This window comes from Pseudomonas sp. AC239 (assembly GCF_979258545.1).
The window spans coordinates 1979064-2001461 of the sequence record NZ_OZ409864.1 but is presented as its reverse complement, the minus strand read 5'-3'; the positions used below and the strand labels follow the sequence as shown (position 1 = coordinate 2001461).

The 22398-nt window shown below is 61.2% G+C and carries 19 protein-coding genes; 10 read left to right on the top strand and 9 right to left on the bottom strand.

Annotated elements, in window-relative coordinates; translation table 11 throughout:
• Positions 1-192: 192 nt before the first annotated feature.
• Entirely contained in the window at positions 193-2334 is a 2142-nt protein-coding gene (gene katE, locus ACZ0AZ_RS09285; RefSeq protein ID WP_039757126.1) for a catalase HPII, read from the top strand.
• Positions 2335-2427: 93 nt separating this feature from the next.
• On the opposite strand, the gene ACZ0AZ_RS09280 is transcribed toward katE, so the two are convergent.
• Genes ACZ0AZ_RS09280 through ACZ0AZ_RS09265 form a run of 4 tightly spaced genes read right to left on the bottom strand, consistent with a single transcriptional unit; the run spans position 2428 to position 5227 of the window.
• Complete coding sequence (locus ACZ0AZ_RS09280) at positions 2428-3141, bottom strand: PA5502 family lipoprotein (RefSeq protein WP_039757129.1); 714 nt, start codon at positions 3139-3141, stop codon at positions 2428-2430.
• Between the two features lie 37 nt (positions 3142-3178).
• Positions 3179-3967, bottom strand: a complete 789-nt coding sequence (gene znuB / locus ACZ0AZ_RS09275; protein ID WP_016772340.1) for a zinc ABC transporter permease subunit ZnuB — start codon at positions 3965-3967, stop codon at positions 3179-3181.
• Positions 3960-4745 carry a zinc ABC transporter ATP-binding protein ZnuC gene (gene znuC / locus ACZ0AZ_RS09270; protein WP_039757132.1) on the bottom strand — a complete coding sequence of 262 codons (786 nt, stop codon included), beginning with the start codon at positions 4743-4745 and terminating at the stop codon, positions 3960-3962. The genes znuB and znuC overlap by 8 nt, the downstream gene beginning before the upstream one ends.
• Entirely contained in the window at positions 4745-5227 is a 483-nt protein-coding gene (locus ACZ0AZ_RS09265) for a Fur family transcriptional regulator (RefSeq protein WP_039757133.1), read from the bottom strand. The genes znuC and ACZ0AZ_RS09265 overlap by 1 nt, the downstream gene beginning before the upstream one ends.
• Before the next feature lie 57 nt (positions 5228-5284).
• On the opposite strand from ACZ0AZ_RS09265, the gene znuA reads away from it, so the two are divergent.
• Positions 5285-6214: a zinc ABC transporter substrate-binding protein ZnuA gene (gene znuA / locus ACZ0AZ_RS09260; RefSeq protein ID WP_463537256.1), complete on the top strand. Its 930-nt coding sequence runs from the start codon at positions 5285-5287 to the stop codon at positions 6212-6214.
• 128 nt (positions 6215-6342) lie between these two features.
• Here znuA and ACZ0AZ_RS09255 read toward each other — a convergent pair whose 3' ends face one another.
• Positions 6343-7296 (bottom strand): homoserine kinase, encoded by a 954-nt coding sequence (locus tag ACZ0AZ_RS09255; RefSeq protein WP_463537255.1) that lies wholly within the window; start codon positions 7294-7296, stop codon positions 6343-6345.
• A gap of 53 nt (positions 7297-7349) precedes the next feature.
• Positions 7350-7640 carry a DUF2782 domain-containing protein gene (locus tag ACZ0AZ_RS09250; RefSeq protein ID WP_039757137.1) on the bottom strand — a complete coding sequence of 97 codons (291 nt, stop codon included), beginning with the start codon at positions 7638-7640 and terminating at the stop codon, positions 7350-7352.
• Between the two features lie 74 nt (positions 7641-7714).
• Between ACZ0AZ_RS09250 and polA the strand changes: the two genes are divergently transcribed.
• Positions 7715-10519: a DNA polymerase I gene (gene polA / locus ACZ0AZ_RS09245; protein WP_463537254.1), complete on the top strand. Its 2805-nt coding sequence runs from the start codon at positions 7715-7717 to the stop codon at positions 10517-10519.
• Positions 10520-10926: 407 nt separating this feature from the next.
• Here polA and yihA read toward each other — a convergent pair whose 3' ends face one another.
• Complete coding sequence (yihA, locus tag ACZ0AZ_RS09240; RefSeq protein ID WP_039757139.1) at positions 10927-11571, bottom strand: ribosome biogenesis GTP-binding protein YihA/YsxC; 645 nt, start codon at positions 11569-11571, stop codon at positions 10927-10929.
• Between the two features lie 191 nt (positions 11572-11762).
• Between yihA and ACZ0AZ_RS09235 the strand changes: the two genes are divergently transcribed.
• The 7 genes from ACZ0AZ_RS09235 (at position 11763) to ACZ0AZ_RS09205 (ending at position 19028) form a co-directional block, all read left to right on the top strand.
• Entirely contained in the window at positions 11763-12068 is a 306-nt protein-coding gene (locus tag ACZ0AZ_RS09235) for a c-type cytochrome (RefSeq protein WP_016772347.1), read from the top strand.
• 30 nt (positions 12069-12098) lie between these two features.
• Positions 12099-12710 carry a c-type cytochrome gene (locus ACZ0AZ_RS09230; protein WP_041476483.1) on the top strand — a complete coding sequence of 204 codons (612 nt, stop codon included), beginning with the start codon at positions 12099-12101 and terminating at the stop codon, positions 12708-12710.
• 198 nt (positions 12711-12908) lie between these two features.
• The gene (locus tag ACZ0AZ_RS09225; RefSeq protein WP_016772349.1) at positions 12909-13550 is read left to right on the top strand and encodes a thiol:disulfide interchange protein DsbA/DsbL; all 642 of its coding nucleotides are present in this window, start codon (positions 12909-12911) and stop codon (positions 13548-13550) included.
• 14 nt (positions 13551-13564) lie between these two features.
• Positions 13565-14443: an endonuclease/exonuclease/phosphatase family protein gene (locus tag ACZ0AZ_RS09220; protein WP_129998058.1), complete on the top strand. Its 879-nt coding sequence runs from the start codon at positions 13565-13567 to the stop codon at positions 14441-14443.
• On the top strand, positions 14440-16455 hold the full coding sequence (locus ACZ0AZ_RS09215) for a GGDEF domain-containing protein (RefSeq protein WP_463537253.1): 2016 nt from the start codon (positions 14440-14442) through the stop codon (positions 16453-16455). The genes ACZ0AZ_RS09220 and ACZ0AZ_RS09215 overlap by 4 nt, the downstream gene beginning before the upstream one ends.
• A gap of 101 nt (positions 16456-16556) precedes the next feature.
• On the top strand, positions 16557-17339 hold the full coding sequence (locus ACZ0AZ_RS09210; RefSeq protein WP_129998056.1) for an N-acetylmuramoyl-L-alanine amidase: 783 nt from the start codon (positions 16557-16559) through the stop codon (positions 17337-17339).
• A 75-nt stretch (positions 17340-17414) separates the two neighbouring features.
• Entirely contained in the window at positions 17415-19028 is a 1614-nt protein-coding gene (locus ACZ0AZ_RS09205) for an EAL domain-containing protein (protein WP_463537252.1), read from the top strand.
• On the opposite strand, the gene ACZ0AZ_RS09200 is transcribed toward ACZ0AZ_RS09205, so the two are convergent.
• Positions 19025-20815: an ATP-binding protein gene (locus ACZ0AZ_RS09200; protein WP_039757146.1), complete on the bottom strand. Its 1791-nt coding sequence runs from the start codon at positions 20813-20815 to the stop codon at positions 19025-19027. The genes ACZ0AZ_RS09205 and ACZ0AZ_RS09200 overlap by 4 nt on opposite strands.
• Positions 20816-20825: 10 nt before the next feature.
• Positions 20826-22172 (bottom strand): sigma-54-dependent response regulator transcription factor AlgB, encoded by a 1347-nt coding sequence (gene algB / locus ACZ0AZ_RS09195; RefSeq protein WP_039757147.1) that lies wholly within the window; start codon positions 22170-22172, stop codon positions 20826-20828.
• Positions 22173-22398: the final 226 nt, after the last annotated feature.

Here is a 22398-nt window from a genome sequence, read left to right as displayed (position 1 = left end):
ATAGAGGTTCTTAGCATTTATTTCGCAAATAACCTTCGATTTGGCAATAACGCGATCAAAGGTCAGATAAACGGAACGGCTGAAACGCTCGTCAGTCACTAAGTAAGCGACTTGAAACCCTGGGTGCCGTGCCTGGGAATCACTCAAGGGTCTGCGGAAGGCATCCGGGGCCAAACGAGGAGTTTACGTCTGATGAGCATCAAAAAGCCTGCACCTGCTAAAAGCGAGATGGCCGGAACCGACACCCCGGATCGCGCCAACACCAACGCCAAGCTCGACAGCCTGGAAGAATTCCGTTCCGACGCCACCGGTCAGGCACTGCGCACCAATCAGGGCGTGAAGATCGCCGACAACCAGAACACCCTCAAAGCCGGGCCGCGCGGGCCGTCGCTGCTGGAAGACTTCATCATGCGTGAAAAGATCACGCACTTTGACCATGAGCGCATTCCGGAGCGCATCGTCCATGCGCGCGGCACCGGCGCCCACGGTTTCTTTCAGACCTACGAGAACCATGCAGCGCTGACCAAGGCCGGTTTCCTACAGGATCCGGGCAAGAAGACCCCAGTATTCGTGCGTTTTTCCACGGTGCAGGGTCCACGGGGTTCCGGCGACACCGTGCGTGACGTGCGCGGCTTTGCGGTGAAGTTCTTCACCGACGAGGGCAACTTCGATCTGGTCGGCAACAACATGCCTGTGTTCTTCATTCAGGACGCAATCAAGTTTCCGGACTTCGTGCACGCGGTGAAACCCGAGCCGCATAACGAAATCCCAACCGGCGGCTCGGCGCACGACACGTTCTGGGACTTCGTCTCGCTGGTGCCGGAATCGGCACACATGGTGATCTGGGCGATGTCCGACCGGGCCATCCCGAAAAGCCTGCGCAGCATGCAGGGCTTCGGTGTTCACACCTTCCGCCTGATCAACGCCGAGGGCAAATCACGTTTCGTCAAATTCCATTGGCGCCCGACCGCCGGCACCTGCTCGCTGGTGTGGGACGAGGCGCAGAAGCTCGCCGGTAAGGACACTGACTACCATCGTCGCGACCTGTGGGAAGCGATCGAGATGGGCGACTACCCCGAATGGGAACTGGGCGTACAGATCGTCGAAGAAGAGAATGAACACGACTTCGACTTCGACATCCTCGACCCGACCAAGATCATTCCCGAAGAAATCGTCCCGATCACGCCGCTGGGCAAAATGACCCTGAACCGCAACCCGGACAACTTCTTCGCCGAAACCGAGCAGGTCGCCTTCTGCCCTGGCCACATCGTCCCGGGCATCGATTTCTCCAACGACCCGCTGCTGCAAGGTCGGCTATTTTCCTACACCGACACGCAAATCAGCCGACTCGGCGGGCCGAACTTCCATGAGCTGCCGATCAACCGTCCGGTCGCGCCATTCCACAACGGCCAGCGCGATGCGCAGCACCGCACCACCATCGACAAGGGTCGTGCCTCTTACGAGCCGAACTCGATCGACGGCGGCTGGCCGAAAGAAACCCCGCCGGCGGCACAGGACGGTGGTTTCGAGAGCTATCCAGAGCGCATCGACGCGGCGAAGATCCGTCAGCGCAGCGAGTCGTTCAGTGATCACTTCTCCCAGGCCCGCTTGTTCTTCAACAGCATGAGCGAGCACGAGAAAGAGCACATCATCGCCGCCTACAGCTTTGAGCTGGGCAAGGTCGAGCGTGAGTTCATTCGGGCCCGTGAGGTGAACGAGATCCTCGCCAATATCGACCTGACCCTGGCCAAACGCGTAGCGGAAAACCTCGGTTTGCCGGCACCAGCCAAAGGTACGGTTGAAGTGCGCAAGACCTCGCTGGAGCAATCGCCAGCGCTGAGCCAGGCCAACCTGCTGCCGGGCAATATCAAGACGCGCAAAGTGGCAATCCTTGCCGCCAACGGCGTTGATGCTGCGGCCATCGATGCCATGAAGAAAGCCCTTGAAGCCGAAGGCGCCCACGCGAAACTGCTCGGCCCGACCTCGGCGCCAGTCAAGACAGCTGACGGCAAGGCGTTGCCAGTGGATGCGTCGATGGAAGGTATGCCTTCAATCGCGTTCGATGCGGTGTTCGTACCGGGTGGCGCGGCGTCGATTACCGCGTTGAGCGGTGACGGCGTGGCGCTGCATTATCTGCTGGAGGCCTACAAGCACCTGAAGGCGATCGCGCTGCACGGCGAGGCCAAGCAATTGCAGGACTTGCTGAAGCTCGACGCGGATGCGGGGCTGTTGCAGGGCGCGGATGTGGGTGCGTTGACCAAACCGTTCTTCGCCGCGATTGGCGAGCATCGGGTGTGGGCGCGGGAGCCTAAGGCCAAGGCGATTCCGGCTTAAGATCTTTATTGGCTGAGAGGACGCTTTCGCGAGCAGGCTCGCTCCCACAGGTACGCTGTTGCACCTGTGGAGCGAACCTGCTCGCGAAGCTAGTTATGGCTTGCGCGGGCTTAAAACCATCTGCGCCGGCACTGTGCGCAAGATCTGCTTCTCGATCTGCAAATCAAAGTCAGGATCGAGCTTCTTGACTCGCTTGCTCAGCAACGTCGCCAGCCACGGATAATCCGCAGTGCGCGGGGCCTGGATGCTGACGGCGCAGTCGTAATTCACCACATCGGCGGCGATTGCATCGAGCTGTCGTTGCAGCTTGTGAATATCGCCGATGTTCAGCGCAACCGTGGTGCTTTCGGCGGTCGGGTCGATGACCTTGGCTTTCGGCCGTGCTTCAGCAGCCAGCAGCGCCGCTTCAGCCTTTTCCAGCTCGGCCTTGCGCGCTTCGGTAATCGCGCCGTTGACGCCGCCGGTCAGCGCCGGCGCCTTGGGCATCAAAGCACGGGCGCGGCTGAGCGCGGTGGCAGCGGCGTTGACATCGCCTTTCTGCAGGACGATCTGGCTGCGGCGCAGATACGCCTCGGCCAGCTGCCGCTGATATTGTTCAAGGGACTGATCGTTGGGGGTGTCGGCCTGCAACGCGGCCAACTGGTCTTCGGCGGTGGCCAGTTCGCTGCTGGCCAGGCTTTGCTCCAGCTGTGCGATGGCCGTAGCCCGCGCATCCGGGACTTCGGTCACCGGCGGCGTGCTTTGGCAGGCGCCCAGCAGCACGGAAAATGCGACAAGGAGCAGATAACGGGAGGCGAACGGCTTCATTCCTGCGACTCTCTAATTGCGCAAAAAGCGGCCAAGTCTACACCCCACGACGGGGCAGAACAAAACTCAACAGAAACAGCGCGGCTGCCGTCACCACGATAGACGGCCCCGCCGGGGTGTCCTTGAACCACGACAACGCCAGCCCGCCGCACACTGCGAGCATGCCCAGCAGGCTCGCGCCCAGCGCCATCTGCTCCGGCGAACGGGCGTGACGCTGTGCCGCAGCCGCAGGGATGATCAGCAGCGAAGTAATCAGCAGCACGCCGACAATTTTCATCGCCACCGCAATCACCACCGCGATCAACAGCATCAGCGCCAAGCGCAAACCCGCAACCGGCAAGCCTTCGACCCGCGCCAGTTCTTCGTGCACGGTGACCGCCAGCAACGGCCGCCACAGCGTCACCAGCAAGACCAGCACCGCCGCAGTGCCGCCGAGAATCCACGCCAGGTCGCTCGGACTGATCGCCAGCAGATCGCCAAACAGATAGGCCATCAGGTCGATCCGCACTTCATGCATGAAGCTTAGTACCACCAGGCCGAGAGAGAGCGTGCTCGGCGCAAGAATTCCCAACAGCGTGTCGGACGCCAGCGGCTGGCGCTGTTGCAGCGTCACCAAGAGCACCGCCAGCAGCAGGCAACCGACCGTCACCGCCACCGTCGGGCTGACATCCAGCAAAAAGCCCAGTGCCACACCGAGCAGTGCGGCATGGGAAAGGGTGTCGCCGAAATAGGCCATGCGCCGCCACACCACAAACGAGCCGAGCGGTCCGGCCACCAGCGCCAGCGCCAGACCTGCAAGCAGGGCATACAAGAGAAAATCAGCCATGCTTGCAGCCGTCTCCATGAACGTGAGGTTGCCCGCTCAGCGGGCCTTTGACCACCGAACCGTGCAGGTCGTGGGCGTGGTCGTGATGGTGGTGATAGATCGCGAGGCTCGGCGCGTTCTTGCCGAACAGCTCGACGAATGCCGGGTCGCCGCTGACCTGCTCGGGATGCCCGGAGCAGCAGACGTGACGGTTGAGACAAACCACCTGATCGGTGGTGCTCATCACCAGATGCAAATCGTGGGAGACCATCAGCACGCCGCAACCGTGGCGGTCGCGCAGCCGGGTGATGAGGCTGTACAGCTCGGCCTGCCCGGCCACGTCGACGCCCTGCACCGGCTCGTCGAGCACCAGCAACTCCGGCTCGCGCAGCAGTGCCCGGGCCAGCAGCACGCGCTGCATTTCGCCGCCGGAAACGCTCTGCACCGGGCTGTCGATCACGTGTTCGGCGCCAACTTCCTTCAACGCGGCCAGCGCGCGCGGACGGTCGACACCGGGCACCAGGCGCAAGAAGCGCAGCACTGACAGCGGCAGCGTCGGATCGACATGCAGTTTCTGCGGCATGTAGCCGACGCGCAGCTTCGGCTTGCGCCAGACGCTGCCGCTGTTCGGCTTCAACAACCCGAGCACGGCGCGCACCAGCGTGGTCTTGCCGGCGCCGTTGGGGCCGATCAGGGTGACGATCTGCCCCGGCTCGACGCTCAGCTCGATGTTGTCCAGCACGGTCTGCCCGGCAAACGTGACGGCGACCTGTTCCAGACGGATCAGCGCATTGCTCATCAGGCCCCCTGGCAACCGGCGCACAGGCCGACCACTTCGACCGTCTGCGCTTCGACAATGAAACCGACGTCTTTGGCGCTGTCGATAATCGCGTCGCTGATTACTTTTTGTTCAAGTTCGATCGCGGCGTGGCAGTCGCGGCAAATCAGGAACTGGCCCTGATGCGCGTGCTCGGGATGCACGCAGCCGACGAAGGCATTCAGCGAGGAGATGCGATGGACCAGGCCGTTTTCCAGCAGGAAATCCAGCGCGCGGTACACGGTGGGCGGCGCGGCGCGACGGCCGTCCTGCTCGCTGAGGACGGCGAGGATGTCGTAGGCACCCAGCGGCTTGTGGCTTTGCCAAACCAGTTCCAGCACGCGGCGGCGCAGGGCGGTCAGACGCAGACCTTTTTGCGCGCACAAGGTATCGGCCTCGGACAAAGCGCTGTGCACGCAATGGGAGTGGTCGTGGGGACGGCTGGCAATCGGTGTAATAGGCATGAGCGGCGACGAGATTTGCTGGAGACGTTATTATGTTACCCGTTCTCGCTTCCTTGAGTGGTCATCGTGTCCCGACTTTTTTCTGTTTTTGTGGCTTTTGTTGCCAGTTTTCTGCTGATCGGTACGGCTCAGGCCGAGGTCAAAGTGCTCACCAGCATCAAACCGTTGCAGCTGATTGCTGCTGCCGTGCAGGACGGCGTAGCGGTTCCCGAGGTGCTGCTGCCGCCGGGGGCCTCGCCGCACAATTACGCCCTGCGCCCGTCCGACGTACGGAAGGTGCAGTCGGTCGATCTGCTCTACTGGATCGGCCCGGACATGGAAGGCTTCCTGCCGCGCGTGCTCAGCGGTCGCAGTCAGCCGAGTGTTGCCGTGCAGGATCTGCCGGGGCTGAAGCTGAGGCATTTTGGCGCGGATAACCACTCCCACGCCGAAGAGGCCGATGAGCATGATCACGATCATCGCCCCGGCTCTCTGGATGCACATTTGTGGCTGTCACCGGTCAACGCGCGGGTGATCGCCGATAAAATGGCCGCCGACCTCAGTGCCGCCGACCCGGCCAATGCCCAGCGCTATCAGAGCAATGCCAAAGCCTTCGATGAACATCTGGATGCGCTGGACCAGCGCTTGAAGAAGCGTCTCGCCAATGTCGAAGGCAAGCCGTACTTCGTTTTTCACGAGGCGTTTGATTATTTCGAAGATGCTTACGGCCTGAAGCACGCCGGGGTGTTCGCGGTAGCCGCCGAAGTACAGCCCGGCGCGCAACATGTCGCGGCGATGCGCAAGCGCTTGCAGGAAGTGGGCAAGACCTGTGTGTTCAGCGAGCCGCCATTGCGTCCGCGTCTGGCGGAAACGCTGGTGGCCGGTTTGCCGGTGAAACTCGCCGAGCTGGATGCGCTGGGTGGTTATACGCCGGCGACAGCTCAGGGTTATGAACAGGTGCTGGAGAAACTCGGCAATGATCTGGCCGGGTGTCTGGAATCGTTGTAATCCGCAAAACCCTGTGGGAGCGAGCTTGCTCGCGAAAGCGGTGGGCCAGTCAACGGATATGCTGAATGTGCCGACGCATTCGCGAGCAAGCTCGCTCCCACAGGTTCGGGTTGTCTTTCAGAATCGATTCACAGGGCGAATGGCAACGGTGTATTGACCTTCTGCCGCTGCGCCAGGCGCTGCTCGAATTCCTGCGGATCGTGAATTAACACATCCTGCCCGGCGAACTGCTCAGCGGCGATCAAGCGTGACAACCAGAACCGCACACAGGCCACACGCAACATCGTTGGCCACAACTCAGCTTCCGCCGCCGTGAACGGGCGCAGCGCCGCATAGGCACCGAGAAATGCCCGGGCACGCGGGCCATCGATCACGCCCTCCTCATCCGAACACCAGTCGTTCAAGGCAATCGCCACGTCGTACAGCATTGGCCCCGAACAGGCGTTGTAGAAGTCGATCAGCCCGGTCAGGTGGGTGCCTTCGAACATCGCGTTGTCGCGGAACAGGTCAGCGTGGATGTTGGCGCGAGGTAGCGCGAGAATCCTCTCTTTACGCTCAGTGATCTCATCCAGCGCCTTTTGCAGCAAGACACGCGGCTCATTGCTCAGGTGCAAGAGAAATTCAGTGCCCTCCTCCAGCATCCAGTCCAGACCACGATCGGTCTTGCGCTTGATCATGCGTTCGCCCTGAGTCGCCAGGTGCAGATGCGCCTGCAACTCGCCGACCTGGGCGCAATGCTGGGCGTTGGCGACCTTGATGTGCTTGCCCGACAGGCGCGGTTGCAGCAATGCCGGCTTGCCTTTGAGTTCACGCAGTGCCACGCCGTCAATGGTGCGCAGTGCGTAAGGCACCGGCAGATCGGCTTCGTGCAGCACGTCGAGCAGGTCGATGAAAAACGGCATCTCCTGCACCGGGCCGCGTTCGACCAGGGTCAGGACAAACTCGCCCTGCTCCAGGCTGATGAAGAAATTGGTGTTTTCGCTGCCGGCGGCGATCCCCTGGAAATCAAGCAGGCGGCCGAGCCCGTAAGGGGCGAGAAAGGTTTCCAGCTCGGGCCGAGCCAGGGGAGTGAACACAGACATGTCTTAACTGCCAGTACGGGCGCCGCAACGGCGGCGCCGGGTGAATTAAAAATCTACTTCCATTCGAATATCTTCCATGACGGGATCAGCATATCCGGCTGATCCGAGCGGATGAAATTGGCATCCGTCCCGTCGGCGCGCACCAGAAAGTACGGCGGCGCGCCCTTCGGCGTGACTTTGATCGCATAGAGGAAACCGTTCTGACGGTACTCCTGAATAGTCTTGTCGCCCTCCGTGCGGATGGTGACCTCGGGGTCACCGCCCGGCGCATCATCCGCCGCCATCGCGGCCAGTGGTGAGACAGCGATCAACCCGACCAGCAGCAAGCGATTTAACGTACGCATGATAACCTTGTCCCTTTGTCGTCAACGGTCCCGCTATTCTAGCCCCGGACCCGCCGAAAAGGTTGATCCTGCTCATGAGCCAAGCCCCCCTCGTCCTGGTGGACGGTTCGTCTTACCTGTACCGCGCCTTTCATGCACTGCCACCACTGACCACGTCCAAAGGCCTGCCGACCGGTGCGGTCAAAGGCGTGTTGAACATGCTCAAGAGTCTGCGCAAGCAGTACCCGGACAGCCCGTTTGCCGTGGTGTTCGACGCCAAGGGCGGGACATTTCGCGATGAGATGTACGCCGAATACAAGGCCAACCGGCCGAGCATGCCCGATGACATGCGCGTGCAGATCGAGCCGCTGCACCAGAGCGTGATCGCCCTCGGCTTCCCGCTGCTGTGCGTCGACGGCGTCGAGGCCGACGACGTGATCGGCACCCTGGCCCGCAGCAGCGCGGCGGCGGATCGGCCGGTGATCATCTCCACCGGTGACAAAGACATGGCGCAACTGGTCGACGGCCACATTACCTTGGTCAACACCATGTCCGGTAGCTCGATGGATGTGAAGGGCGTGAAGGAGAAATTCGGCGTCGCTCCGGAGCAGATCATCGATTATCTGGCGCTGATGGGCGATTCCTCCGACAACATTCCAGGCGTGCCGGGCATCGGCCCGAAGACGGCGTCGGGCCTGCTGGTCGGCGTCAACGGCGGCCTGACCGAGCTGTACGCCAACCTCGACATCGTGCCGACCCTGCCGATTCGTGGCGCAAAAACCCTGGTGGCCAAGCTCGAAGAGCACAAGGAGATGGCTTTCCTGTCTTATCAACTGGCGACCATCAAGATCGACGTGCCACTGGATATCGGCCTCGATGATCTGCAGATGGGCGCGGAAGATCCGGCCAAACTCTACGAGCTGTATACCCTCTTGGAATTCAAGAGCTGGCTCAATGATCTGGATCGCGATGCCAAGCGTCTGGAACTGAGCGCGGCGGCCGAACCCGCGCCGGCGGGCGATCTGTTCAGCGCGCCGCAAGCCGAGGCACCTGCTGCCCCTGCCGAGGCCGCGTACGAAACCATCCTCGATCAGGCTCGCTTCGACGTCTGGCTGGAAAAACTGCGCAACGCCAAGCTGATCGCCTTCGACACCGAAACCACCGGCATCGACGCGCAGAAGGCGCAACTGGTCGGTCTGTCGTTCGCCGTGCAGGCCAACGAAGCTGCCTACATCCCGCTGACCCACTCCTACATCGGCGTGCCGGAGCAGCTGGATCGCGACACCGTACTGCGCGCACTCAAGCCGATTCTGGAAGACCCGAACAAACTCAAGGTCGGCCAGCACGCCAAGTTCGACATGAACATTCTGGCCAACTGCGCCATTGGCGGCGATCAGAATGAAGGCATCAGCGTGCGCGGCATCGCCTTCGACACGATGCTTGAGTCCTACGTACTCAACTCCACCGCGACCCGTCACGACATGGACAGCCTCGCGCAAAAGTATCTCGACCACACCACGGTGAGCTTCCAGGACATCGCCGGCAAAGGTGCCAAGCAACTGACCTTCGACCAGATCGCTCTGGAACAGGCCGGGCCCTACGCCGCCGAAGACGCCGACATCACCCTGCGCCTGCATCAGACCCTGTTCGACAAGCTCAGCGCGATTCCGAGCCTGGCCAGCGTGCTGACCGACATCGAAATCCCGCTGGTACCGGTGCTGGCGCGTATCGAACGCCAAGGCGCGTTCGTCGATGCCGAGTTGCTGGGCATTCAGAGCATTGAGCTGGGCAACAAAATGGTCGCGCTGGAGCGTGAAGCCTTCGAAATCGCCGGGGAAGAATTCAACCTCGGCTCGCCGAAGCAGCTCGGCGTGATTCTTTATGAAAAGCTCGGCCTGCCGGTGCTGAAGAAAACCGCCAAGGGCCAGCCGTCCACCGCTGAAGAAGTGCTGGCGAAACTCGCCGAAGACGATCACCGCTTGCCGAAGGTGCTGATGGAGCACCGTTCGATGAGCAAGCTGAAAAGCACTTACACCGATCGCCTGCCGGAGCAGATCAACCCGCGCACCGGGCGCATCCACACTTCGTATCATCAGGCCGTGGCCTCGACCGGGCGCTTGTCATCCAGTGATCCGAACTTGCAGAACATCCCGGTGCGCACTGCCGAAGGCCGGCGTATTCGCCAGGCGTTCGTCGCGCCAAAAGGCTACAAATTGCTGGCGGCAGACTATTCGCAAATCGAGTTGCGGATCATGGCCCACCTGTCCCGCGACGAAGGCCTGATGAACGCCTTCCGCAACAATCTCGACGTGCACACCGCGACCGCTGCCGAAGTGTTCAAGGTCGAGCTCGATCAAGTGACATCCGACCAGCGCCGCAGCGCCAAGGCGATCAACTTCGGTCTGATCTACGGCATGGGCGCGCAGAAGCTCGGCAAGGACATTGGCGTCGACACCAAGACCGCCAAGGCCTACATCGACACCTACTTCGCCCGTTATCCAGGCGTGCGCGAATACATGGAGCGCACCCGCGCGCAGGCGGCGGATCAGGGTTACGTCGAAACTTTCTTCGGTCGTCGCCTGTATTTGCCGGAGATCAACTCGAACAAGCCACAGGAGCGCGCCGCCGCAGAACGCACGGCGATCAACGCACCGATGCAGGGCACGGCGGCGGATATCATCAAAAAAGCCATGGTGGCTGTGGATAACTGGCTGGCAACGTCGGGGCTGGATGCCCGGGTCATCCTGCAGGTGCACGATGAACTGGTGCTGGAAGTTCGCGAGGAGCTGGTCGAGCAGGTCAGCGCTGAGATTCGCCTGCACATGAGCGAAGCGGCGAAACTGGATGTGCCGCTGCTGGTGGAAGTCGGCGTAGGCAACAATTGGGATGAGGCGCACTGAGTGTTGCACAGTTGCCGCAACGTGACATCGCGGCAAGCCCCAGTAACCGGGCTTAGACCGATAAATGCTTGAGGCTATTCCAAAGCTTTTTGAAAAAAATCTGAACTAATCTGTCGATCGAACACTCAGAGGTACTGAATGGCTGGTGAAGCCCTTCGATGCTCCTATGTTGTGTTAAGTGTTGGCAGATATCTGAACCCCGCCCTAGCGGTTCGGAACTTGAACCCCGGAATTTCTCCCTCCCCAATGAAATCCGGGGCTTTTTTTGCCAAAAAATCGGCTGTAGCGCGGCCATGCTGCGTTAAAAGCATCGCTAAAAATGCTCATTTAGGTCCCCTAAACTCCGCTTTTTAGCGCTACTTTTGCCTTGCCTTGCCACACTACAACCAATTTTTCCCCATTCCGAGTTACTCGGCTGCCGCCTCGGCGCCTTTGTCTGCAAGTTCCATCCAGTCGGCCAGCACAGTGTAGGCCTCCTCCAGGCCCATGCGTTTTGGTGCGGAGAACAACTGGATGGTGATCGAGTCGCCCCAGCCTTTGCGGATTTCCGACTGTACTTTCAGCAGGGTGTTCTTGGCGGCGCCGTAAGTGAGCTTGTCGGCCTTGGTCAGCAGAATGTGCATCGGCATGCCGGCGGCGACGGCCCAGTCGAGCATCAGCAGGTCGAAGTCGGTCATCGGATGGCGGATGTCCATCATCAGAATCAGACCTTTCAAACTTTCCCGACCACCGAGGTAAGCCTCAAGGTGGCGCTGCCAGTGTTGCTTGAGCGGGATCGGTACTTTTGCATAACCGTAGCCCGGCAGGTCGACCAGACGGCGATCATCGTCTAGCTTGAAGAAGTTCAACAGCTGTGTGCGACCCGGAGTTTTCGAGGTGCGCGCCAGGCTGGCGTGGGTCAGGGTGTTCAGCGCGCTGGATTTGCCAGCATTGGAACGACCGGCAAACGCCACTTCGAAGCCTTCGTCGTCTGGGCATTGATCGACTTTGGCGGCACTGAGCATGAACGTGGACTGTTGGCACAGGCCGAGGATGGGATTCTTGAGTTGCATGGGATTTCCGATGTGGGCGGCGCCGGGATTGGGCGCGGAACGCGGTGTCGCTTCCGTTTCAGTGACGCCAGTATATAATGCCGCAGATTTTGTGTGTGCTTTGTCCCAGCGAAGGATGAAGTTCACGAGAGCGACAGACTTTGATTGCGCATTAGAACGCAGAACGCTCTCAACCCTGAAAAGGTCGTTTTATGACGAAATGGCTGCTGGCTGCCGGAGTCTTGATGCCGCTTTACAGCGCACAGGCTACACAGGATCCGGAAGCTGTGTACAACCGTGTTTGTGGTGCCTGTCATTCCGGCCAACTACCCATGGCGCCCGCAAGAGGCGATCAGGAAGCTTGGACGCCGAGGTTGGCGAAAGGTATGGGGACGCTGGTGCAACACGTGACCCAGGGTTTCAAGGCGATGCCGCCGCGTGGTTTGTGCATGGACTGCAGTGCCGAGGATTACCAGGCCATCATCCTGTGGATGAGCGAGAGTAAGCCCGGTCCATAACTTAACCCTTAGCCGTAGTTGGATTAGCTGATGAACAAATTGATCGTGAGTCTGCTGTTGACCGTGGGAATTTCAGGTATCGCCCATGCTGCCGGCGATGCCGCAGCAGGCCAGGCCAAAGCTGCCGTGTGCGGGGCCTGCCATGGCCCGGACGGCAACAGCATGGCGCCAAACTTTCCGAAACTGGCCGGTCAAGGTGAACGCTACCTCGACAAGCAATTGCACGACATCAAGTCGGGCAAGCGCGTGGTGCTGGAAATGACCGGGCTGCTGACCAACCTGAACGATCAGGATCTGGCCGACATCGCCGCGTACTTCGCCAGTCAGAAAGGCAGCGTCGGCGCAGCCGATCCGAAGATCGTCGCGCGCGGTGAAGCGCTGTTCCGTGGCGGCAACCTGGAAAAAGGTCTGCCAGCCTGCACCGGCTGCCACTCGCCGAACGGCGCCGGCAATGCTGCAGCAGGCTTCCCGCACCTGGGCGGCCAGCATGCGCAATACATCGCCAAGCAACTGACCGATTTCCGCAAGGAAGAAGGCGGTCGCGCCAACGACGGCGACGCGATGACCATGCGCACCATCGCGCGCAAGCTGAGCGACGAAGACATCGCCGCGGTTTCCAGCTATATCCAGGGCCTGCACTGAGGCCTGATTCGAGGGTTGAACGAGGCGCGTAGCGCCTGCCACGTTAACGCTCGATTAATCCTTCGCAGCAAGTATAAAAAGGGTGGCTCTGGCCGCCCTTTTTTGTGGCCGCTGCCGTTACACTACAGCACTCATGCCCGCCAGGATCTGTGTCGCAACAGGTCGAGCGAGGCGACCCAAATTGTTCAGGAGTAAAGCATGCGTAATCTGATCATCAGCGCCGCCCTCGTCGCTGCCAGCCTGTTCGGCGTCACCGCCCAGGCCGCTGAAGCCCCTGCCGCCCCTTATGTCGAACTGGCCAACCCGGTGCCGGTGGCAAAGCCTGGCAAGATCGAAGTGGTCGAGCTGTTCTGGTACGGCTGCCCGCATTGCTACGCTTTTGAACCAGTGATCAATCCATGGGTGGAAAAACTGCCGTCCGATGTTAACTTCGTGCGCATTCCCGCCATGTTCGGCGGCCCATGGGACGCTCACGGCCAGATGTTCCTGACCCTCGAAGCCATGGGTGTCGAGCACCAGGTGCACAACGCCGTGTTCAATGCGATTCAGAAAGAACACAAGAAGCTCACCGACAAGAACGACATGGCTGACTTCCTCGCCACTCAAGGCGTGGACAAGGACAAGTTCCTCGCCACCTTCGACTCGTTCGCCATCAAAGGTCAGATCGTCAAGGCCCGTGAGCTGGCCAAGAAGTACGAAATCACTGGCGTACCGACCATGATCGTCAATGGTAAATACCGCTTCGACATCGGCTCTGCCGGTGGTGCCGAGCAAGCGCTGAAACTGGCTGACGATCTGGTCGCCAAAGAGCGAGCGGCGAACAAGGCTGCTGCCAACTAAGCGCGGCATCCGCCATGCGCCGCTGGAAGTCCGAACGCATCGTTGGCCTGCATGATCCGCAGGTCAACGAGCATCATCTGGCGTCTACGGGCCTGCCCGCAGACCAGCGTCTGCGCTTGCTCAGCTTCAACATTCAGGTCGGCATCAGCACCGAGCGCTATCGGCATTACCTGACCCGCAGCTGGCAGCATCTGCTGCCGCACACCGGGCGTTCCGGCAATCTGCAGAAGATCGGTGACCTGCTCGGCGACTTCGATCTGGTCGCCCTGCAGGAAGCCGATGGCGGCAGCCTGCGTTCAGGCTACGTCAATCAGGTCGAACACCTGGCCCACCTCGGCGCCTTTCCCTACTGGTATCAACAACTCAATCGCAACCTCGGTCGACTGGCCCAGCACAGCAATGGCGTGCTCAGTCGCCTGAAGCCGTGGGCGATCGAGGATCACCCGCTGCCCGGCCCGAAAGGTCGCGGCGCGATCCTGCTGCGCTTCGGCGAAGGTCCGGAGGCACTGGTGGTGGTGATGATGCACTTGGCCCTCGGCGCGCGGACGCGCAGCCTGCAACTGGCCTATATTCGTGATTTGATCAGCGGGTACAAGCATCAGGTGCTGATGGGCGACATGAACACCCACGCCAGCGACCTGCTCGAACACTCGCCGTTACGCGAACTCGGCCTGCTGGCCCCGCAGGTGGAAGCGACCTTCCCCAGCTGGCGCCCACAGCGTTGCCTTGATCATATTCTGCTCAGCCCGACCCTGACCCTGGAAAAGGTCGAGGTGCTGGCTCAGCCCATTTCCGATCACCTGCCGGTCGCGGTGGAAATTCGTCTGCCGGGTTCGCTCACGGCCGACGCATTGCCCGCGTTGAGCCCTGCCCCTCGCGGAACCTGTGAATGAGCGACGACGCCCAGCGCTGGAAAGAGAAATACCTCAAGAGCATCGAACAGCAGGACAAGCTCGAACGCCGCTGGGCCGCGCGACTCGACCTGCTGCGGCGCGGTCTGGTGCGCAGCACGCTGGCGGCCGAGGGCACTGACAAGGCCGTCGATCAGTGCATGAAGGAAATGCGCGAAGTGGTGCGTACCGATGAAATGGACGCCGGCCTCGCCGCCCTGCTGCCGCGCCTGGAAAAAGCCGTGCTCGACTCCGAGCAGCGCCGTGAAACCCGCATCGATCAGGTCAGCACCGCGCTGACCGCGCTGGTCACCCAGTTGCAGGCCCTGCCCTTGCCGCGCGAAGTTGCGCAACCGCTGAAGAAATTCGCCAAACAACTGGACAGCCGCGTCGGTCAGGCGCGGGAAATGCCGCTGCTGCTGAGCGAACTCAGTGGCCTGCAGGGCAAGGCCTTGAGTCAGTTGGAAACGCCAGCCGAGCCTGGCCGGCCGGGGCTGTTGCAGCGTTTGTTCGGCAGCCGTGACGGTGAGGAAGCCGCTGTACCAGCGGCAGACACACCAGCAACACCAGTGCCACAGGCGGTCGGAGCCCGGCAACCCGAATCGGAGCCTGCGCAAACGGCACCGGTCGCCAACACTGAGGCAGCGATCGCAGCACCCGAGACCATCATCAAGACGCCTGCCCAGACGCCGCCTTCTGAGCCGGAAGTCGTTGCGTACGCTGCGCCTGAGGTCGCCTCGAATGGCGAGCCAGCGCAGGTTGAGCCAGCCGCTCCCGCCGAGATAATCGTCGCTGCGCCAGCCATCGAGGCACTCGATCCCGACGAACTGAGCCATCCCGGCGACCTATCGCCGCTGTCCCTCGACAGCCTGCCCCTCCCGGAGCCGATCGCCCAGGCCTTGGCCGCCATAGACCCGGATCAGTCCGAGCACGACATCCTCTTCGCTCTGCCGGACTCACCCGAACCGTCCTACAGCTCCGTGGCCCGGCATATCGAAGACACGCTGATCGGCCTGCTCGATGACCTGACCCTGCCCGAACGTCACCGGCCGCAAGCCGAAGCCATGCGCGAACGGCTCAAGCACGGATTGAACTGGTACGAATTGCTGCCGATCCTCGACGATCTCGCAACCTTGATGCTGGCGATTACCGACAGCGGCCAGCACGAATTCGAAGCTTATCTGCAACAACTCAACGAACGCCTCGAAGCGTTTCAGAGCAATCTGCAAGCGGCCAGCGAAGGGCATGCCGACAACAGCTCGGCGGCGCGGGCCATGGACACGCAGATCCGCGAGCAGGTCGACGGCTTGCAAAGCAGCGTTCAGCAAGCGGCGGACATCGATGACCTCAAGCATGTGCTGGAGAATCACCTGGAAGGCCTGCTCGGCACCATGGACCAGCACCAGAAACAGCGCGACGCCCGCGAGCAGGAAGTCGCCGCCAGGTTGAAAAGTCTGTCGGAGCGGGTCGCGCATATGGAACAGGAAGCCTTGGGCTTCCGCGAACACCTCGAGGAGCAGCGGCAGAAAGCCCTGATCGATCCGCTGACCGGTCTGCCCAACCGCGCGGCGTGGAGCGAACGCCTAGAGCATGAAATCCAGCAATGGCAGCAGCACGGCAACACCCTGAGCCTGGCCATGCTCGACCTCGACCACTTCAAGCGCATCAACGACAGCTACGGCCATCTGGCCGGCGACAAGGTGCTGAAGATCATCGCCACGGTATTGCGCAAACGCCTGCGCGGCTCGGATTTCATTGCCCGTTTCGGCGGTGAAGAGTTCGTGCTGTTGCTGCCGGCAACGCCGCCGGCGGTTGGCGCGAAGCTGCTGGAAACCCTGCGCGCGGCGATCGAGGCCTGCCCGTTTCATTTCAAGGGCGAACGCGTGACCATCACGATTTCCATGGGACTCGCCTCATTCAGGACGGGAGAACACAGCGATCTGGTGCTTAAAAGAGCCGATCAGGCGCTGTATAGAGCGAAAAATGCCGGGCGTAACCGAGTCGAGCTGGGCTGAGGCAATTGTTCCAATTTGTTTAAATCCGCTCGTTGGCGGCTTGAGGCCAGATCCGTACGTTACACTGTTGCATTATTGTCTTTTGTGTATCGTCCTCTGCCATGAAATTCTTTGCCCTTGCTGCTTCGTTGCTCGTTCTCGCCGGTTGCGTCAGCGGCCCGCGTTATGACACCAGCCACCCTTCGGCCAATTACGACAGCCGCATCCAATTCGTTGTGGTGCATTACACCTCGGCGTCGCTGGAGCGTTCGCTGCAACTGCTGACCCATGGCGAGGTCAGCAGCCATTACCTGATCGGCGATGACAAGAGCGCCACCGTCTACAAACTGATGGACGAAAACCAGCGCGCCTGGCACGCCGGCGAAAGTCAGTGGCAGGGCCGCACCTGGCTGAACTCCAGCTCCATCGGTATCGAAATCGTCAACCCCGGCTACAAGGACACCCCGACCGGACGCCTGTGGTATCCGTACAGCGAAGCGCAGATCCAGTCATTGATCACCCTGCTCAAGGACATCAGCCAACGCAACGGCATCAGCCCGCGGCACATCATCGGTCACAGCGACATCGCGCCGTTGCGCAAGCTTGATCCGGGGCCACTGTTCCCCTGGAAACGTCTCGCCGCCGAAGGTCTTGGCCTGTGGCCGAACGAGCAAGCGGTGGCGCGTCAGCAGGCTATTTTTAACAGCAACCCGTTGCCGGAGATTGGCTGGTTCCAGGCGCAACTTGCGCGACTGGGTTACGACACGCCGCAGACCGGTGAGCTGGATATCGCCACGCGCCATGTCCTCGCCGCGTTCCAGATGCATTACCGCCCTGCCCGCTTCGACGGCACACCGGATGCACAAACCGCGGCACTTCTTTTGGTCCTCAACCAGACAAAATAATGACGCCCGCCCGACGGTCAGGGCGAAATCGCAATCAGCAGCTATAACTCATGGTAATTCTTCGGAAATCCATTAATGGCTGCTACCCGAGAGACGCTGCGTAGCTGGTTTTATCGCCCCGGTTTTTTGGCGATGATCGCGGCTGTCCTCAGCGCCAGCCTGTTAATCGCCGGCGGTATGTTCGCGGCGATGCGGCAGATGGAATTGCGCGAGAGCCAGGAAATGAATGCCCAGGGCGAGCGTTTCCTCGCGCGCCTCGAACAATTGTTCGGCCAGTTGCGCGAAAGTCTCGACGACCTTGAAGCCCAACCCTTGCGCGGCTGCGATGAGGAAATGATCGCGACCTTGCAGCAAGTCACCTTCAACTACCGCTTCGTCTATGAAGCCGCCTACATGGACGCCTCGCGGTTCTGCTCCAACCGGCCGCGTCAGGAAGGCCTGTCATTGGCTCGCGCGCCGGACATTCAGGGCCCGACCTACAGCTATTGGCTGAACACCACCACCGAACCCGATGAAAACCGCGCGGCGCTGATGCTCGGTCGCGGGAACTTTCGTGTCGCCACCTCCCGCGGACATCTGACTGACATGGTCGATCTGTCGCCCGGCAGCAGCCTGCTGGTGGTGCTCGATCACGGCAGCCGCGCGATTCCGGTGCTCGGCACAGCGCAGGTCTGGCCGCCGACCGAACCCTGGCCGCCGCAAAGCCGCGACGCGTTGCAAGTCACGCAGACGCGGCTGATCTACCGCATGCCCACCAATAACCCGGAATATCAGCTGGTACTGATCACGCCGCGCACGGGCATGCGCGTCCCGGCGGTGTGGTGGTGGCTGCTGCCGGTGTGTCTGATCGCCGGAGCCATTGTCGGCTTTCTGACCTTCCTCCTGGTGCGTCAGCGCCAGTCGCTGGATGCCGAGCTGCACGGGGCGATCCGCCGCGGTGAGCTGCAAGTGCTGTATCAGCCGATCTTCGACCTCGACAGCCGCAACTGCGTCGGCGCCGAAGCCTTGCTGCGCTGGCGGCGACCGGACGGCACGCTGACCAGCCCCGACCTGTTCATTCCGATGGCGGAAAACACCGGGCAGATTCGGCAGATGACCGACTTCGTCTTGCAGCGTCTGCTCGAACAGCTGGGCCAGTTACTACGCGCCAACCCGCAGTTGTACATATCAGTGAACCTCGCAGCCTGCGATGTCATGGTGCCGCGCATCGGCCAGGTCATGGCGCGGCTGCTGGCGTTGCACCGTGTTGCCGCGCGGCAGATAGCCTTCGAAGTCACCGAGCGGGGCCTGATTGATGTGGTGGTGGCGCGGGAAAACCTGCAAGCCTTGCGCGACGTTGGCCATCAGGTGCTGATCGATGATTTCGGCACCGGCTATTGCAGTCTCGCCTACCTGCAGACCCTGCCGGTGGATTGCCTGAAAATCGATAAGGCGTTCATCGATGCGCTGGGCCATGACGCGGCGAGCAGCGGCGTCGCTCCGCACATCATTCACATGGCGCAGGCGCTGGATCTGAAAGTGATTGCCGAAGGCATCGAGCTGGAATCGCAAGCGACACTTCTCAGCAGTGAGGGCGTGAAATTTGGTCAAGGCTGGTTGTTTGCCCACGCGCTGAGCGCCGTACAGTTCATTGAACTGATCACCCGCGGCAGACGCCTCGCCGGGCGGCGTATGGACGACGAAGCCTAAACCGCCAGCGCCATGTAGAACTGCGTGCCCTGCCCCGGCCTCGAATAGACGCCCATACGCCCACCGTGCAACTGGACGATTTCCTTGCACAGTGCCAGGCCAAGGCCGGCGCCGCCCTTCTTGCGCCCGACCTGCACGAACGGCTCGAAGATCCGCCCCTGCTGGCCGTAGGCAATGCCTTCGCCGTTGTCTTCGACGCTGATGATCACCCGCTCGCCATGGCGGCGCGCCTGCAGACGGATCTGCCCGTCGCGGGCAGTGTGGCGCAGAGCATTGTCGATCAGGTTGTCGAGAACGCGGTCGAGTTGCGCCTGATCGGCCTGCAATCTCGGCAATGGCCCTTGAATCTCGACGTTCAGCGCCACACCTTTGGCCGCCGCCGCGTCGGCAAAGCGCAGTTGCGCCTGCTCGAGCAAGTCCTCAATGGAACATGGCGCCAGGGTGAGTTTCTGCAGACCGTTCTGGTAGCGCGAGAAATTCAGCAAGTCGTTGATCAACTGCATCAAGCGCTGCATTTCTTCGTTGACCGTATCCAGCAGGTCAGCCTCACGCGACTCCGCAGGGAATTTCGCCCGCTCACGAAACAGCCCGAAGGCCATGTGCATGCCCGTCACCGGCGTGCGCAATTCATGGGAAGCGCGCAAAACGAACTCGCTACGAACCCGCTCAAACGCACGCTGCTCGGTGACGTCGTGCAGGACCATGACCGCACCGAGAATATGCCCTTGGGTATGACTGACCGGCGTCAGGCTGTAGGTCAGCAGCCGCGATTCACCATCGACTTCGATACTCAGGTCTTCCGGCGCCCGCTCCAGCGTGCCGCCGCGCAGAACCAATTGCAGTTGCGCATCCAGTTCCGGGCGACCGAGCGCGGTGCCCAAGCCTTGGCCCAGTCGATCGTCTTCCCAGCCCAACTGGCGCTGAGCCACCGGGTTGAGGTGTTCGAGCTGGCCTTGGCGGTCAATCATCAGCAAGCCGTCGTCGATACTGTCGAGCACCGCTTGCAGCCGTTGTTGACCGGCCAACAGTTCGTCGACATTCATCGCCTGGTGTTCACGCAACGCCTCAGCCATCAGGCCGAAGCGCCGCGACAATAGGTTGACCTCCATCGCCGTGGAAATCGGCAGCGTGACGTCGTAGTTACCCTGGCCGATGTTGTCGGCAGCCTTGGCCAGCGCTTCGATCGGCGCGCCGAAACGTCGGGCGATGCCCTGAGCGGTGACGAAACCGATGATCAGCACCGCCAGCCCGACCAGACCGAGCAGCCCGGCGATCAGCAAGGCCCGTTCGCGGGCAGCGTGCTGGACGGCGTTGATGGTTTCCAGTGCATGTTTGTGCTCGGCGATCAAACCGTTACGGAGAATATTGAAGCGCTCGCGGAAATCCGCGCTGGTGCTGGCGTCCTTTGCCGCTTCGGCGGTCACGTCAAATGAGGCGAGGAAATTCAGGTAATCGGCTTTGGCCTGGCGAAACCCGTAAGGCTGGTCGTCGCCCTCCGGCTGCTGGGCGATGCCTTGGTCGAGCAATTCGAAATAGTGCTGCTTGGACGCTTCGAACGCAACGGGATCGGGTTTTTGCGCAAGCATGATGATCAGTTGATCACCGAGGGTCTGGCGCAGCTTGAGGCCCAGATCGAGGGTGACAAAATTGCTGCGCACCAGCGCTTCCTGCGAACCGGCCATCTGCATCACGCTGACCAGCCCGAGCAACAGCCCGAGCAAGGCCACGGTGATCAACGCAGAAATGCTCAGGAACAGGCGCGTGCGCAGCTTGATCGCCAGTTTCATCGCGCGCTGCTCACAGGTTGTACTGCTTGCGTTTGCGGTACAGGGTCGAGGCGTCGATGCCGAGGGTTTTCGCCGCTTGATCCAGGGTGCCGGCGGTGGCCAGCACCGCGCCGATGTGCGCTTTCTCCAGCTCATCCAGGCTCAGCGCCGCGCCGACCCGTGGCGCGTTGTTGGCCGGTTGTTCGGCCATGCCCAGGTGGCTGATTTCCACGCGCTCCTGCGGGCAGATGATGCTGGCCCGCTCGACCACGTTGCGCAGTTCGCGAATATTGCCCGGCCAACGATAGCCGAGCAGTGCTTCCCGTGCCTCGTCGCTGAAGCCGCGCGCCGGCCGCGCGTACTCTTTGACGAAGCGTGCAAGGAAGCGGTCGGCGAGGGTCAGGATGTCCTCGGCGCGCTCGCGCAAGGGCGGCAGATGCAGCGTGATGACGTTGAGGCGATAGAGCAGGTCTTCGCGGAAGCGTCCGTCGCGGACCATGTCTTCGAGGTTGAGGTTGGTGGCGGCGAGAATGCGCACGTCGGCACGGCGAGTGACCGGATCGCCGACCCGCTCGTATTCCTTGTCCTGGATGAAGCGCAGCAACTTGGGTTGCAACGTCAGGGGAAAGTCGCCGATCTCGTCGAGAAACAGCGTACCGCCGTCGGCCTGGTTAACTCGACCCAGCGTGCTTTCGCTGGCGCCGGTAAACGCACCACGGCTATGGCCGAAAAGCTCGCTTTCCATCAGCTCGGCAGTCAGGGACGGGCAGTTGATGGTGACGCAGGACTTTTTCTCGCGCTTGCTCCAGCCGTGGATCGCACGGGCCAGCTCACCTTTACCCGTGCCGGACTCGCCAAGGATAAGAATGTTGGCGTCGGTGCTTGCGACCTGACGGGCCGTTTCCAGCACGACTTTCATCGCCGGGCTGTGGGAATCGAGGCCGTCTTTCGGTTTACGGATCTCGCCCTCCAGCGCTTCAAGACGCGCGGAGAGCTGGCGCACTTCCAGTTGCTTGGCGGTAGCCAGGCGCAGTTGATCAGGGCTGCACGGCTTGACCAGATAGTCGGCGGCGCCGGCCTGGATGGCGTCGACGGCGGTGTCGACCGCTGAGTGAGCGGTGACAATCACCACGCGCATCCATGGCGCTTGAATGCGCATTTGCGCGAGGACGTCGAGACCGTTGTCCTCGCCCAGGCGCAGATCGAGAAAGCACAGGTCGAAGACCTGGCGTTGCAGCAATGCTTCGGCCTGAGCCGCGCTATTGGCGGTGGCTACCGTATAGCCTTCGTCTTCGAGGCAATAACGAAACGTACGCAGGATGGCGGATTCATCGTCCACCAGCAGAATGCGGCCTTGTTGCTCAGTGGCAGATTCCATTTTTCCTACGCTCCATAGTGATTAGTCTTGGGTTAGTCCCGGAAAAATCGGGCAAGTTGCATGGTTGATTCTGAACGATACCAGCCATAGGAGGGTAGCTCTCTACTGCCATAACGGCCAATTCATTGATTTCGTTGAGTTTTAAAACATTCTGCGTTTTGCAGGGCAGATCCTGCGTCCTCTTCTGACATCTGCGTACCGGTAGCAATTCCATATCATCGAAATT

What these genes read in the sequence shown, in the direction of transcription:
- ACZ0AZ_RS09250 (WP_039757137.1), bottom strand. Translation starts at nt 7,640, where the DNA reads ATGCGTACGTTAAATCGCTTGCTGCTGGTCGGGTTGATCGCTGTCTCA.
- ACZ0AZ_RS09280 (WP_039757129.1), bottom strand. Translation starts at nt 3,141, where the DNA reads ATGAAGCCGTTCGCCTCCCGTTATCTGCTCCTTGTCGCATTTTCCGTG.
- ACZ0AZ_RS09200 (WP_039757146.1), bottom strand. Translation starts at nt 20,815, where the DNA reads ATGAAACTGGCGATCAAGCTGCGCACGCGCCTGTTCCTGAGCATTTCT.
- znuB (WP_016772340.1), bottom strand. Translation starts at nt 3,967, where the DNA reads ATGGCTGATTTTCTCTTGTATGCCCTGCTTGCAGGTCTGGCGCTGGCG.
- polA (WP_463537254.1), top strand. Translation starts at nt 7,715, where the DNA reads ATGAGCCAAGCCCCCCTCGTCCTGGTGGACGGTTCGTCTTACCTGTAC.
- katE (WP_039757126.1), top strand. Translation starts at nt 193, where the DNA reads ATGAGCATCAAAAAGCCTGCACCTGCTAAAAGCGAGATGGCCGGAACC.
- yihA (WP_039757139.1), bottom strand. Translation starts at nt 11,571, where the DNA reads ATGCAACTCAAGAATCCCATCCTCGGCCTGTGCCAACAGTCCACGTTC.
- ACZ0AZ_RS09265 (WP_039757133.1), bottom strand. Translation starts at nt 5,227, where the DNA reads ATGCCTATTACACCGATTGCCAGCCGTCCCCACGACCACTCCCATTGC.
- ACZ0AZ_RS09225 (WP_016772349.1), top strand. Translation starts at nt 12,909, where the DNA reads ATGCGTAATCTGATCATCAGCGCCGCCCTCGTCGCTGCCAGCCTGTTC.
- ACZ0AZ_RS09230 (WP_041476483.1), top strand. Translation starts at nt 12,099, where the DNA reads ATGAACAAATTGATCGTGAGTCTGCTGTTGACCGTGGGAATTTCAGGT.
- algB (WP_039757147.1), bottom strand. Translation starts at nt 22,172, where the DNA reads ATGGAATCTGCCACTGAGCAACAAGGCCGCATTCTGCTGGTGGACGAT.
- ACZ0AZ_RS09210 (WP_129998056.1), top strand. Translation starts at nt 16,557, where the DNA reads ATGAAATTCTTTGCCCTTGCTGCTTCGTTGCTCGTTCTCGCCGGTTGC.
- znuC (WP_039757132.1), bottom strand. Translation starts at nt 4,745, where the DNA reads ATGAGCAATGCGCTGATCCGTCTGGAACAGGTCGCCGTCACGTTTGCC.
- ACZ0AZ_RS09220 (WP_129998058.1), top strand. Translation starts at nt 13,565, where the DNA reads ATGCGCCGCTGGAAGTCCGAACGCATCGTTGGCCTGCATGATCCGCAG.
- ACZ0AZ_RS09235 (WP_016772347.1), top strand. Translation starts at nt 11,763, where the DNA reads ATGACGAAATGGCTGCTGGCTGCCGGAGTCTTGATGCCGCTTTACAGC.
- ACZ0AZ_RS09215 (WP_463537253.1), top strand. Translation starts at nt 14,440, where the DNA reads ATGAGCGACGACGCCCAGCGCTGGAAAGAGAAATACCTCAAGAGCATC.
- ACZ0AZ_RS09205 (WP_463537252.1), top strand. Translation starts at nt 17,415, where the DNA reads ATGGCTGCTACCCGAGAGACGCTGCGTAGCTGGTTTTATCGCCCCGGT.
- ACZ0AZ_RS09255 (WP_463537255.1), bottom strand. Translation starts at nt 7,296, where the DNA reads ATGTCTGTGTTCACTCCCCTGGCTCGGCCCGAGCTGGAAACCTTTCTC.